Genomic DNA, 13360 nt, shown 5'->3' on the forward strand with positions numbered 1-13360 from the left:
GCTGATAATCTGTTGACTAGCAGTCTGACTCCACAAGCACCCACACGAATTGCTTGATTCAGTTGTTAAAGAGCGGTTGGCTGAGTCTTTCGTCTCAACCGAGGCGCGCATTCTACAGCGCCCCGTGCATCTGTCAAGCGGTTATTTTAAGAAGTTTTCAAAGTTTCGCTTCGGAAACATCAACAACTTCAACCACTTGCGCTTTCGATCTCTCGTTAGCGGGAGGCGAATTCTACAGCGTTACTCGCTGCTGTCAACACCTCTTTTTCACCGCTTTCGACCGAGAAGATCGAACCGCCGATAGAGCCAAACATCACTGCTCTATCTGCTCCTTCCGGGCTTCGATGAACTGAAGCCCAACACCTTCGAAACCTACTTAACTCATTGAATCTCAAGGAGTTTTCCGTTTAGACTGCGCCGGAAGTGGGGCGAATTATAGACTTCCAGAATCTGCCGTCAACCTCTAATTACGCTTTTGTTGCAGAAGATACTTTCCTACCCAGCAAACGCGGGATCCGGCGCATAACCGACGGCACTCTTAGCACTAATAGTGCGGCACCTATAAAGGCGTAGATCGCCCATTCTTTCAGGTCCGCCCGCACGATCCACAGCATATGCAGCAACCCCAGCCCCAGAATCAGGTACACCAGACGATGCAGTTTCTTCCAGCGCCCCCCCAATCGTCGCTGACTGTAGCGATTGGATGTAACCGCCAATGCCAATAGCCCGAGAAACCCAAGCGCCCCCACAATAATATAAGGCCGCTTACTCAACTCGACGCCCAACTGCGACCAGTCGAACCCCAATATGAACGCCGCATACCCGCTTAAATGCAGCACCACATAAGCAAAGCACCACAATCCCAACTGACGCCTGACTGCAATCCACCCCGCCCACCCCGTCAATTTCTGCAGCGGTGTCATGCTCAAGGTGATTAACAACAGGATCAGCGTCCCCAACCCGAGCCGATCCACCAGCACCTTGCCCGGGTCAGGACCCAACGAATTCATCAAGGCCTCGTAAAGCCAGAACAACGGCCAGACCGCCGCCGCGATGAAGACGCTGATTCGCCAGACTGGAAAACGCATCAGTAGTCCTTCCTCAGGTCCATCCCTGCATATAAGGAAGCGACTTCATCCTGATAGCCGTTGAACATCAGCGTGTCGCGCACATTGGGGCTGAACAGCCCGCTCGGCAGACGGCGTTCACGCGCCTGGGTCCAACGCGGGTGATCGACTGTTGGATTGACGTTGGCATAGAAACCGTATTCGTCAGACGCAATGCTTTGCCACGTGGTCTTCGGCTGCTCGCTCACCAGACTGATGCGCACGATGGACTTCACACTTTTGAACCCATACTTCCAAGGAACCACCAACCGCAGCGGCGCGCCGTTCTGGTTCGGCAACTCCCGCCCGTACATCCCCACCGCGAGGATCGCCAACGGGTTCATCGCCTCGTCCAAACGCAGCCCCTCCACATACGGCCAGTCGATCAAGGCGAAACCGGAACGCTGCCCCGGCATGACCTTGGGGTCCTGCAGGGTTTCGAAGCGGATGTACTTGGCCTTTGAGGTCGGCTCGACTTGCTTGAGCAATGCGGAGATGGGAAAGCCGATCCACGGAATGACCATGGACCAGGCCTCGACACAGCGCAGCCGATAAATCCGCTCTTCCAGTTGATAAGGCTTCATGAAGTCTTCCAACCCATAGCGCCCCGGCTTACCCACCTCCCCGTCCACCACCACGCTCCAGGGCTCGGTCTTCAAGGAGCCTGCATTGGCTGCCGGGTCCCCTTTGTCGGTGCCGAACTCATAGAAATTGTTGTAATGGGTCGCGTCCTTGAACGGCGTGATCGCCTCATTCTTGACCGTGACCGCCTCCCATTGGACCGAAGGCAGTTTCTCGGCAAACCAGGACGGTGCCTTGCCCGGCTCGACATCGGCATAACGCGCCGCATCGGCAGCGCTGGCCCATTGCGGCAAGCCGCTCACGGCGAGACCCGCCATGGTTGCACCGAGCATCTGGCGACGAGATAGATAGAAGGATTCGGGCGTGACGTCCGATTCACGGCTGTCGGACGACTTGGGGATCTTGATCAGCATGACAACTCCGCAGTATTGGAGGGCAGGTGCACCAATAGACTGCGGAGTATGGGGGAAATTACATTAAGGCAACGTTTAGCGTCGGCGAAGACGCAACAAGTACTGCACCGGGCCGGAAGCCGCATAGGCGAGGAATACCAGCAGCAGGATACGCGGCGGATCACTGAACACCACGGCGAATACCAGCACCACCGCTAGAATCGCAACGAACGGCACACGCCCCTTCAGATCCAGCTCCTTGAAGCTGTTGTACTTGATGTTGCTGACCATCAGCATCCCCGCCGCGGCAACCAGCAGCGCCACCAGGAACGACATTTTTGAACCCTGGATGCCATAGTCGCTGAATGCCCAGACCACACCCGCCACGACACCCGCCGCAGCCGGACTGGCCAGGCCGATGAAGTAACGCTTGTCAGCCTTGCCGACCTGGGTATTGAAACGCGCCAGGCGCAACGCCGCACCCGCCACATAGATGAAGGCGACCATCCAGCCGACCTTGCCCATGTCTCCCAGCGCCCAGCCGAACGCCAGCAAGGCGGGAGCCACGCCAAACGCGACCATGTCGGACAGCGAATCATATTCGGCGCCGAACGCGCTTTGGGTATTGGTCATTCGGGCGACGCGCCCGTCCAGGCCATCGAGCACCATGGCGACGAAGATCGCAATGGCGGCGAAGGCGAAGTAACGGCTCGCCCCTGCGCTATCGCCAGCGCTCAAGGCGGCCTGGGCGCTCATGGAGCTGATGATGGAATAGAAACCGGCGAACAGGTTCGCGGTGGTGAACAGATTCGGCAGTAGATAGATGCCACGATGCCGGACCTTTCGGCCTTCAGCGTCATGGCCTTCTTCGATGTGCTCATCGATGGGCAACAGGCTTTCGGCGTCAGGAGCCTGGTTTGGCTCGTCGGGACGTTCGCTCATGGACAATTACCTTGCAACGGTGTGAAAAAATTCGACAGATGTCTGGGACGACGGTTCGGCCGCAAACGATGCAGCTTTATACCAGAAGCCATCGCCCAAACGAAAAAACGCGGCCAAGGCCGCGTTTTTTCGATCAAGCTCGCGACTTAGTTCTTGGCTTTGTCGACGATCTTGTTGGCACCGATCCACGGCATCATCGAACGCAGTTGCTCGCCGATGATTTCGATACCGTGGGCGGCGTTGTTGCGACGCTTGGCGGTCATCGAAGGATAGCCGGTGGCGCCTTCGCTGATGAACATCTTGGCGTATTCGCCGTCCTGGATACGTTTCAGGGCGTTGCGCATGGCCTGGCGGGACTCGGCGTTGATCACTTCCGGACCGGTCACGTACTCGCCGTATTCGGCGTTGTTGGAGATCGAGTAGTTCATGTTGGCGATACCGCCTTCGTACATGAGGTCAACGATCAGCTTCAGCTCGTGCAGGCATTCGAAGTAGGCCATTTCTGGCGCGTAGCCGGCTTCAACCAGGGTTTCGAAACCGGCCTTGACCAGCTCGACGGTACCGCCACACAGAACGGCTTGCTCGCCGAACAGGTCGGTTTCGGTCTCGTCCTTGAAGGTGGTTTCGATGATGCCGGTACGACCGCCACCCACGCCAGCGGCGTAGGACAGGGCCACGTTCTTGGCGTTGCCGGACGCATCCTGGTAGATCGCGATCAGGTCAGGGATACCGCCGCCCTTCACGAACTCGGAACGCACGGTGTGACCCGGGGCCTTCGGCGCGATCATGATCACGTCGAGATCGGCACGTGGCACGACTTGGTTGTAGTGGATCGCGAAGCCGTGGGAGAAGGCCAGGGTGGCGCCTTTCTTGATGTTCGGTTCGATTTCGTTCTTGTACAGCGCCGATTGGAACTCGTCCGGGGTCAGGATCATGACCAGGTCGGCAGCGGCAACGGCAGAAGCCACGTCGGTCACTTTCAGGCCGTGGGCCTCGGCCTTGGCAACGGTGGCCGAGCCTTTACGCAGGCCGACAGTTACGTCAACGCCGGAATCTTTCAGGTTGCACGCCTGGGCGTGGCCTTGGGAACCGTAACCAATGATGGCGACTTTCTTGCCCTGGATGATCGACAGGTCGCAATCTTTATCGTAGAAAACTTTCATGAATTTCCCCTATATCTGGCCATTCAGGCCATTCGCTAATTTGGTTTAGATGCTCAGTACTTTGTCGCCACGGGCAATCCCGGTGACGCCACTGCGTACGGTTTCCAGAATCGAGGCAGTGCCGATCGATTGGATGAAGCTGTCGAGCTTGTCGCTGGTACCGGTCAACTGAACGGTATAGACGCTGGCGCTGACATCGACGATCTGCCCACGATAAATATCGGTAGTACGCTTGATCTCGGCGCGCTGGGCGCCGGTGGCCTTGACCTTGACCAGCATCAGTTCACGCTCGATGTGAGCGCTTTCCGACAGGTCCACCAGCTTGACCACCTCGATCAGCTTGTTCAGGTTCTTGGTGATCTGCTCGATGACTTCATCGTGCCCCACGGTGGTCAGCGTCAGACGCGACAGGGTCGGGTCTTCGGTCGGCGCCACGGTCAGGCTTTCGATGTTGTAGTTGCGCTGCGAGAACAGGCCCACCACACGAGACAGCGCACCCGGTTCGTTTTCCAGAAGCAAGGAAATAATGTGTCGCATGATTAGGTACGCTCCGTCTTGCTCAGCCACATATCGCGCATGGAGCCGTCTTTGATCTGCATCGGGTAGACGTGCTCGCTGGTATCGACCGCAATATCGATCACCACCAGGCGATCCTTCATGGCGAACGCTTCCTCCATCTTCGACTTCAAATCCTTCGATTCGGTGATGCGCACGCCAACGTGACCGTAAGCCTCCGCCAGCTTGACGAAATCAGGCAGCGATTCCATGTAGGAGTGCGAGTGACGGCTGCCATAGCTCATGTCCTGCCACTGGCGAACCATCCCCAACACACCGTTGTTCAGGATCACGATCTTCACCGGCAAACCGTATTGCAGGCAGGTGGACAGTTCCTGGATGTTCATCTGGATGCTGCCCTCGCCCGTGACGCAGGCGACATCGGCTTGCGGAAAGCTCAACTTGATGCCCATGGCCGCCGGAAAACCGAAGCCCATGGTGCCCAGGCCGCCGGAGTTGATCCAGCGGTTGGGTTTGTCGAACTTGTAGTATTGCGCGGCGAACATCTGGTGCTGGCCCACGTCGGAGGTCACAAAGGCATCGCCCTTGGTCACTTCGCACAGGGTTTCGATCACGGTCTGCGGCTTGATCACGCTGCCGTCGCCCTTGTCATAAGGGAACAGGCCGCGATCGCCACGCCATTCATCGACTTGCTTCCACCAGCTGGCCACGGACTCCTTGTTCGGAACCTCGCCGATTTCCTTGAGAATGGCGACCATTTCGGTCAGCACGCTCTCTACAGGACCGACAATCGGCACGTCTGCCTTGATGGTCTTGGAGATGGACGCCGGGTCGATGTCGATGTGGATGATCTTGGCGTTCGGGCAGAATTTCGCCGCGCCGTTGATCACACGGTCGTCGAAACGCGCGCCGACCGCGAGGATGACATCGGCGTGGTGCATCGCCAGGTTGGCGGTGTAGCTGCCGTGCATGCCGAGCATACCAATGAACTGACGGTCCGAACCCGGGAACGCACCCAGGCCCATCAGCGTATTGGTGACCGGCAGGTTGAGCATTTTCGCCAGCTCGGTCAGCGGCGCGGAGCCACCGCCGAGGATCACGCCACCACCGGAGTACAACACCGGGCGCTTGGCCGCCAGCAGCATTTCGGCGGCCTTGCGGATTTGCCCGGAATGACCACGGACCGCCGGGCTGTAGGAACGCAGCTTGGCTTTTTTCGGGAAGATGTATTCGAACTTCTCGGCCGGGTTGGTCATGTCTTTGGGAACGTCGACCACGACCGGACCAGGACGACCGGATTCGGCCAGGTAGAAGGCCTTCTTCATGACTTCCGGGATTTCCGACGCGTGCTTGATCATGAAGCTGTGCTTCACGATCGGCCGGGAGATACCGATCATGTCGGTTTCCTGGAATGCATCGGTGCCCACCATGGTGCTGGGCACCTGGCCGGAGATGATCACCATCGGGATGGAGTCCATGTACGCGGTGGCGATACCGGTGATGGCGTTCGTGGCGCCAGGACCGGAAGTCACCAGGACCACGCCGGCCTTGCCGGTAGCACGGGCATAACCATCAGCCATATGGGTGGCCGCCTGCTCGTGACGAACCAGGATGTGGGTCACTTCCGGTTCTTTGAACAGGGCATCGTAGACATGAAGAAGAGCACCACCGGGGTACCCGTAGATATATTTGACGCCTTCGTCACGCAAAAAGCGGACGAGCATCTCACCGCCAGATAAAAGCTCCACGTTGTTCACCTCTAAAACGCCAGAATACCGACCCACAAAAGGGGACGGGTCTTAATAGGTTTACTTCTCGGCAGAGCATGAGCGACGGTGGTCGCCGACTACGTCAGCACTGACTGAGCAAGTATTGGGATCGTCCCAAGTGTTGCGGGCCTTTCCCACCCAGCGCGAGGTAACGCGTTGCGGGTGTAACAGGTCGGCGCGGATATGCGCCTCATGATCTGCCGAGTGGGTCTGCTTCTGGCAGTCCCTCTACAGCGGACTTTGGATTCTTCTGTTTCGCCTCCTTCAAGTCAAGTCGTCTATGTGCTTTATTCGAAGTAAGCGCATGAGAACGCAAGAAAAAACCCTTAAACGGCAACTGTGTTAGCTTCAATTGCGCAATCCAAGACAAGGAAACAGCATGCGAATGATGTTATTGACGGCCAGCCTGCTGGTGGGCCTGAGCCCGATAAGCATGGCCGGCCAGATCTATAAATGGGTGGACGCCCAAGGCGTGACCCACTTTGGCGCCCAGCCGCCCCAAGGCGTGGAAGCGACGACCGTGGGCAAGTCCGCAACGCCAGCGCCCAAACCACCGCCCCCCGCTTCAGGCGGGGTCGTTGGCGATCAAAAGGCCATCGACCAACAGGTCAAAAAAGAAGTTGCCGAGCAGGAAGCCCAGCTCAAGGCCTTCTGCGACCAGGCCCGGACCAACCTGGCGCAATTGCAGAACAACCCCAGGGTGCGGGAAGACGTGGAGGGGGAAATGCGCCGCCTCACGGATGAAGAGCGACGCCAGCGGATCGATGAGACCCGCCAGCAGATCGAGGAACACTGCCAATAATGGCGATCAACCGACGTCGCTGATCAACTGATCGAACTGCGCCAGCAGCCGCTGCAACTGGGCACCCTGCCCTGGCCGCTGGGCATAGACCATCTCGGCCATGGCAAGGATGCCCGAGGCGTTGGGCAGCGGCAGGTCGTTTTCCAGGATGGCTTTCATCCTGGGCAGGAAAATCCATTGCAGCCACTGCTCGAATTCCAGGGTATCGACCGCGAACGGCTCGACACTGGCCAGCGCTTGCGCCGAAGGTGAGACATCGCTCCACCAGCCCTGGACCCGCAGCTCCCGCTCGATCAGCAGCAACTGATCGGCGATTTGGGGAAAACGCGTATCCATCAGAGCGAAACCTTGGCCTTCTGACGGGCCAACGCCGCGCCAGCCGAATCGCCTTGTTTCTCACGAGCCTGGGCGATCAATTCCCACAGGCTCGCCTGAAGTGCCGGGCGACCGCTGGCGAAGGTCAGGCCACGGCGGGCCAATTGCTCGGCTTGCGGCGCATCGCCCTGGGCCATACGCACCTGGGCCAGGCGATAAAGCACTTGGGGCTCACGTGGCGCCACACGCTGGGCACGCTCCAGGCTGGAGGAGGCGCCGTTGAGGTCGCCGCCAGCCTGTTGCTGTTGTGCCGTGGTCAGCAGGGCCAGCACCGGGCCGTCCAGCTGCTCATCGGCGGACAAGCCACCGGCACTGGCCGACGGGATGCTGCTCGGCGTCGAGGGCATGCTGTAGCTGCCCTGATTGATCGGCGAGGTTTCGATAGGGCCTGGCGTGATCGGGCCCGGCGTGATCGGCGTGCTGCTGATCGGCGCCGAGGTCGTCGCGCCGCCACCGGGCACCATCACCACCACACCGGTGTCGCCTTGCGGAATCGCCTGGGCCTGGCCCTGCACGGGTCGTTTCACCGTCGTCTGACGGAAACCACCATTGGCCGAGATCCGCTCGCTGTTGGACACCGCGGTGCCGGAGTCAACGACCGGAATCGAACCGCGTTGTACGGTAGAGCAACCACTGAGCAAAGCCACGGCCGTTACCGCTGGAATCAACCACTTGTTCACTTGAAACCCTCTTTGCTTAATTCATCCAGTCCTTGACCCAATCCATCACCGATTCGGCGGGATTCGTGCCGCCACAGGCTGCACCGGGTGGCGGTTCGCTGCCGCGAATATACGGCATCTGTACTGCGCCCGGGCAATTGGCGTCGGAACCTTGGCCAGTACGCGAATCAACCCAGGCCTGGACGATATTGTCCGGTTGCGGCATGTCTAGCGGCAACGGGTCGGCCTTGCGCATGAAACTGGTCCAGACCTGCAGCGCGCCGGTGGCGCCGGTGAACGGGGTCTTGCCGTTGTCATCACGCCCGAGCCAGACCACCGCCAGCAGGTCCTGGCTGAAACCGGCGAACCAGCTGTCACGCGAGTCGTTACTGGTGCCGGTCTTACCCGCCAGGGTCAGGGTCCGGGGCAGCACGTTATAGACCGAACTGCCGGTGCCTTCACGCATGACCCGCTGCATCGCGCTCTGGATCAGGTAAATGGATGCCGGATCGAAACGTTGCTGGATCTGGAACGGATAACGCTTGAGCGGCTCGCCATCGGCGGTCAGCACGCTGCGAATCCCGCGCATCGGTGTATTGAAACCGCCGTTGGCCAACGTCTGGTACATCGCCGCCACTTCTATTGGCGTCAGCCCACCAGCCCCCAGCAGCATCGACGGGAAGGCCGGGAATTCGCGGCTTACCCCCAGGCGCGCCAGGGTCTTGAGTACGTTCGGCACGCCGACTTCCAGCCCAAGGCGAGCCGTCGACAGGTTGTAGGAATGGGCCAGCCCTTGGTAAAGGAACACCGTGCCGTGGGGGCGACGATCATAGTTTTGCGGCGTCCAGACCTGGCCGTCCGCGCCCTTGATCGAGAATGACTCGTCGGACAGCCAGCTCGTCAGCGTGTACTGGCTGGGCTTTTCCAAGGCGGTGAGGTAAACCGCTGGCTTGATCAACGAGCCGATCGGGCGCACCGCGTCCAATGCCCGGTTGAATCCCGCAAAGCTGGCCTGGCGACTGCCGATCATCGCTTGGACCTCACCGGTTTCCGGGTTGGTCACGACCATGGCCGCTTCGACTTCGTCGGAGCCCTTGCGCCCCGCCAATCGCTTGAAGGTGTCCTCGACCGAGGCTTCGGCCTTCATCTGCAGGATCGGGTCGAAACTGGTGAAGATGCGCAGGCCTTCTTCGGTCAAGTCTTCGTCGCGGTAGTCTTCCCGCAGTTGCCGCTTGACCAGGTCCATGAACCCTGGGAACGAACTGTCCGCCAGGCTGCCACGCTTGGTCACGCCCAACGGCATCTTTTTCGCCGCTTCGACTTGCTCGGCTGTCGCCACACCTTGTTGTTGCAGCAAGTCGAGCACCAGGTTGCGCCGCTCGAGGGCACGCTCCGGATTCCGACGCGGGTTGTAGGAAGACGGCCCCTTGACCATGCCCACCAGCAGCGCCACTTGATGCAACTTGAGTTCGGACAGCGGCTGGCTGAAGAAGAACTGGCTGGCAAGGCCGAAACCGTGCACCGCCCGTTGACCGTCCTGGCCGACGAAGACCTCGTTGAGGTAGGCCTCCAGGATCTCCTGCTTGTCGTAGTGCAACTCCAGCAACAACGCCATCATGGCTTCGGTGAGCTTGCGGGTCAGGCTGCGCTCGTTGGTCAGGTAGAAGTTCTTGACCAACTGTTGGGTCAGGGTACTGCCGCCCTGGCGCATATGGCCCGAGGAAGTGTTGACCCAGATAGCCCGGGCAATCGATTTGGGCGAGACGCCGAAGTGATGGTAGAAGTCGCGGTCTTCGACGGCGATCAGCGTATCGAGCAGGAACGGTGGGACCTGGTCGATCTTGATCAGGATCCGGTCTTCGAGATTCTTGGGGTACAGGCCACCAATGAGCAGCGGCTCAAGGCGCACCACCGACAGGCTCGCGTTGTTGGCGCCGGTCAGCGCAGCCACGTAGTCGCCGGAAAAACGCACCCGAACCGGTTGCGCCTGTTCCATGCCTTCATAGAACTGGAAACCACGGGTGTTGAGGTCGATGGTATTGCCATTGACCGAGGCCGCACCCGGACCATTGGCCACGCTTTCACGGCGATAACCCAAGGCATCGAGTTCGGTCAGGAAGTCGGCCTTGCTCAACTTTTGTCCGACGAACAGCTCCAACGGCCGGGCATAGACCTTGGCCGGAATGGTCCAGCGCTTGCCGGAGAACTTCTCCTGGACCACGGCATCGAGATAGACCGCAAAACCGGCGAGCACGACGAGGCCCACCAGGCTGAGTTTAAGGGCCCAGCCCAGCCAGGGCCGCAGGCGGCTGGCGGGTGGTTTCTTGGGGGTACGGGGGGATCGGGTACGAGTCATGGCGGCGGATTATACGCACTTTGCTGCGGTTCAACATGAGCCCCCCACGCGGTTTGCGTTAGCGCGGCTAGCGGCCATAATGACGGCCTTGAATTTTCCAGCCTATGAAGGACCGCCCGTGAGCCAATCCCTGATCGCCGCCTTGCAAAACCCGGCCCTCTACCCGCATCCCGTCGAAGCGTTCCAGGTCATCGAAACCCACATTTCCTGGGTATTGCTCACCGGGCCTTACGCCTACAAATTCAAAAAGCCGGTCAACTTCGGCTTCCTCGATTTCACCAACCTCCAAGCGCGCCAGCATTTCTGCAGCGAAGAGTTGCGCCTGAACCAGCGCCTGACCCGGGACCTGTACCTGGAAGTCCTGCCGATTTCCGGCAGCGCCGAAGCGCCACAGCTCGGCGGCGACGGCCCGGCCATCGAATACGCCCTGAAAATGCGTCAATTCCCCCAGAGCCAATTGCTCAGCACACTGCAAGCCAACGGCGAACTGACCACCGCGCACATCGACGAGATGGCCGCCCAGATCGCCCAGTTCCACCTCTCCACGCCCAAGGTGCCCGCCGAAAACGTCGCCGGCACGCCGCAAAGCGTGATGGCGCCGGTGCTGCAGAACTTCGAACAGATCCGTCCGTTCCTCAACGACAAGGCCGACCTGCTGCAACTTGAAGCACTGCAAGCCTGGGCCGAAAGCAGTTTCGAACGCCTCAAGCCGCTGCTCACCCAGCGCAAGGCCGACGGTTTCATCCGCGAATGCCACGGTGATATCCACCTGGGCAACGCCACCGTGATCGACGGCAAGGTGGTGATTTTCGACTGCATCGAATTCAACGAACCGTTCCGCTTCACCGACGTCTACGCCGACACCGGCTTCCTGGCGATGGACCTGGAAGATCGCGGCCTCAAATCGTTGGCGCGGCGTTTCGTCAGCCAATACCTGGAACTGACCGGCGACTACCAGGGCTTGGAGCTGCTGAACTTCTATAAAGCCTACCGCGCCCTCGTCCGGGCCAAAGTCGCACTGTTCAGCATGCCGGCCGAAGCCGATCCGGTGCAGCGCGCAACCACCCTGCGCCAATACCGCAACTACGCCAACCTGGCCGAAAGCTACAGCACCATTCCTTCGCCCTTCCTGGCCATCACCCACGGTGTTTCGGCCGTTGGCAAAAGCCATGTCGCGATGCGCCTGGTCGAAGCACTGGGGGCCATTCGCCTGCGTTCGGACGTGGAGCGCAAGCGCCTGTTCGGCCAACAACAGGTCCCCAACGATCCGCAGGCCGGCATTTATGGCAGCGACGCCAGCAGCGCCACCTACGCCCACCTGCATGAAGTCGCCGCGACGATCCTGCGCGCCGGTTTCCCGGTGGTGATCGATGCCACCTATCTCAAGCACGATCAGCGCGATGCCGCGGCAAAAGTCGCCGAGGCCACCGGCGCTCCGTTCCTGATTCTCGACTGCGACGCGCCGCAAGCGGTCATCGAAAGCCGACTGGCGCAGCGCCAGGCCGACCAGCAAGACCCCTCCGATGCGAACCTGGCGGTCATTGCCGCACAACAGTCCAGCCGCGAAGCCCTGACCCCGGCGGAAATTCTCTGCAGCAAACGGGTCCAAACCAATGAAAGCGGTACGCTCGACATTGTCGTCGCGCAAATCCGCCAGCGTTTGCCAGGCCTGTAAATCACTATTTTGGCCGTGAGGCGATGCCCGGCTTCACGGCCAATAAATAGTGGCACTATACTGGCGTCATAAAACCAACAGGTGATATGAAATGAGCCATCCCAAGATTCTCAACAGCCCGCTTTATGCTCTGCTGCGCAAAGATGACATTTCAGGCTTCAACAAGGAGCGCCCTCAAGGCACGGTCGACATGCGCGGCGGCGATTTTCGCGGCCTCGATCTGCGGGAACTGAATGCGGACGACGTCGATTTCACCGATGCGTATTTCCGTGCCACCGATTTACGCGGCATCGATTTCCGCAAATCATCATTGGAAGGCGCGAGCCTGGCCCATGCGCAGATATCCGGGGCCTACTTCCCGCCCGAGCTGTCTGCGGACGAAATCCTGATGTCGATGAATTTCGGCACCCGATTGCGCTACCGCACCCGCTGATAATCTCTAACGAGGCCGGTCAACCCGCGGCCCTGCCACGACCGAACACATCTCCAGCGCCCTCGCTTGCGCTGGAGAATGCAGTCTATTCCCACCTCATCGTGCGTAATGCATTAGAAGCTTTTGCGTCGAATCCCACCAAAGAATCACGTTTTTCCTACTGACCGCTACACTGCTCAGAAGCTTGCCCACCGCACCAGTCGGCCGTCGCAAGGAGGCTCGATGAATGATGAACTGCAACACCTGAAGAATCTGGGCAAGACATCGGCCCAGTGGCTGCACGCCGTGGGTATCCACAGCGCTTCTGATCTACGCCGGCTCGGGGCCGTGGATGCCTATCGCGCCGTGCGCACTCGCGGTTTCCGGGCGTCCAAGGTGTTGCTCTACGCCATCGAGGGTGCGTTGATGGATGTGCATTGGAATGACATCCCCGCTGAACGCAAGGAAGCCTTGAATAAACAGCTGGACGCTATTTCGACGCGTCACAAAGCCTGACACCCCTTTTCGTTCCCTGTGCGAACCCTGGCCACGAGGTTATTTCGACGAATCGTAAAACAATGTTTGACATGGTAATGAGAATCGCTATGATT

General features: G+C 59.6%; 13 protein-coding genes. 4 read left to right on the plus strand and 9 right to left on the minus strand.

Going from position 1 to position 13360, the window contains the following annotated elements:
- Positions 1-467 precede the first annotated feature (467 nt).
- The 6 genes from msrQ to ACIPQ1_RS27940 form a co-directional block, all read right to left on the minus strand.
- The gene (gene msrQ, locus ACIPQ1_RS27915; RefSeq protein ID WP_411385639.1) at positions 468-1088 is read right to left on the minus strand and encodes a protein-methionine-sulfoxide reductase heme-binding subunit MsrQ; all 621 of its coding nucleotides are present in this window, start codon (positions 1086-1088) and stop codon (positions 468-470) included.
- Positions 1088-2101, minus strand: coding sequence for a protein-methionine-sulfoxide reductase catalytic subunit MsrP (msrP, locus tag ACIPQ1_RS27920; RefSeq protein WP_250964570.1), 1014 nt, complete (start codon positions 2099-2101; stop codon positions 1088-1090). Before msrP ends, msrQ begins: the two co-directional genes overlap by 1 nt.
- A 75-nt stretch (positions 2102-2176) precedes the next feature.
- Positions 2177-3022, minus strand: coding sequence for a CDP-diacylglycerol--serine O-phosphatidyltransferase (gene pssA / locus ACIPQ1_RS27925; RefSeq protein WP_053125264.1), 846 nt, complete (start codon positions 3020-3022; stop codon positions 2177-2179).
- 146 nt (positions 3023-3168) lie between these two features.
- Positions 3169-4185: a ketol-acid reductoisomerase gene (gene ilvC, locus ACIPQ1_RS27930; RefSeq protein ID WP_003185459.1), complete on the minus strand. Its 1017-nt coding sequence runs from the start codon at positions 4183-4185 to the stop codon at positions 3169-3171.
- Between the two features lie 45 nt (positions 4186-4230).
- Complete coding sequence (ilvN, locus tag ACIPQ1_RS27935) at positions 4231-4722, minus strand: acetolactate synthase small subunit (protein ID WP_003176102.1); 492 nt, start codon at positions 4720-4722, stop codon at positions 4231-4233.
- A gap of 2 nt (positions 4723-4724) precedes the next feature.
- Positions 4725-6449 carry an acetolactate synthase 3 large subunit gene (locus tag ACIPQ1_RS27940; protein ID WP_186709149.1) on the minus strand — a complete coding sequence of 575 codons (1725 nt, stop codon included), beginning with the start codon at positions 6447-6449 and terminating at the stop codon, positions 4725-4727.
- A 400-nt stretch (positions 6450-6849) separates the two neighbouring features.
- Here ACIPQ1_RS27940 and ACIPQ1_RS27945 point away from each other — a divergent pair, with 400 nt between their 5' ends.
- Positions 6850-7272, plus strand: a complete 423-nt coding sequence (locus tag ACIPQ1_RS27945; RefSeq protein ID WP_250964572.1) for a DUF4124 domain-containing protein — start codon at positions 6850-6852, stop codon at positions 7270-7272.
- A gap of 6 nt (positions 7273-7278) precedes the next feature.
- Here the strand turns inward: ACIPQ1_RS27945 and ACIPQ1_RS27950 are convergent, their stop codons facing one another.
- The 3 genes from ACIPQ1_RS27950 to mrcB are packed head-to-tail and all read right to left on the minus strand — an operon-like array spanning position 7279 to position 10662.
- Positions 7279-7608, minus strand: coding sequence for a YqcC family protein (locus tag ACIPQ1_RS27950; RefSeq protein ID WP_250964573.1), 330 nt, complete (start codon positions 7606-7608; stop codon positions 7279-7281).
- A complete protein-coding gene (locus ACIPQ1_RS27955) occupies positions 7608-8327 on the minus strand; it encodes a hypothetical protein (protein WP_250964574.1) in 720 nt (239 codons plus the stop codon). Before ACIPQ1_RS27955 ends, ACIPQ1_RS27950 begins: the two co-directional genes overlap by 1 nt.
- A 16-nt stretch (positions 8328-8343) precedes the next feature.
- Positions 8344-10662: a penicillin-binding protein 1B gene (gene mrcB, locus ACIPQ1_RS27960; protein WP_186709141.1), complete on the minus strand. Its 2319-nt coding sequence runs from the start codon at positions 10660-10662 to the stop codon at positions 8344-8346.
- Between the two features lie 118 nt (positions 10663-10780).
- Here mrcB and ACIPQ1_RS27965 point away from each other — a divergent pair, with 118 nt between their 5' ends.
- The 3 genes from ACIPQ1_RS27965 (at position 10781) to ACIPQ1_RS27975 (ending at position 13265) form a co-directional block, all read left to right on the plus strand.
- Positions 10781-12337 (plus strand): bifunctional aminoglycoside phosphotransferase/ATP-binding protein, encoded by a 1557-nt coding sequence (locus ACIPQ1_RS27965; protein WP_411385642.1) that lies wholly within the window; start codon positions 10781-10783, stop codon positions 12335-12337.
- Between the two features lie 91 nt (positions 12338-12428).
- Complete coding sequence (locus ACIPQ1_RS27970) at positions 12429-12770, plus strand: pentapeptide repeat-containing protein (protein WP_250964577.1); 342 nt, start codon at positions 12429-12431, stop codon at positions 12768-12770.
- A gap of 222 nt (positions 12771-12992) precedes the next feature.
- On the plus strand, positions 12993-13265 hold the full coding sequence (locus ACIPQ1_RS27975) for a TfoX/Sxy family protein (RefSeq protein WP_003205623.1): 273 nt from the start codon (positions 12993-12995) through the stop codon (positions 13263-13265).
- Positions 13266-13360 lie beyond the last annotated feature (95 nt).

It is taken from the genome of Pseudomonas sp. LARHCG127 (assembly GCF_052871455.1).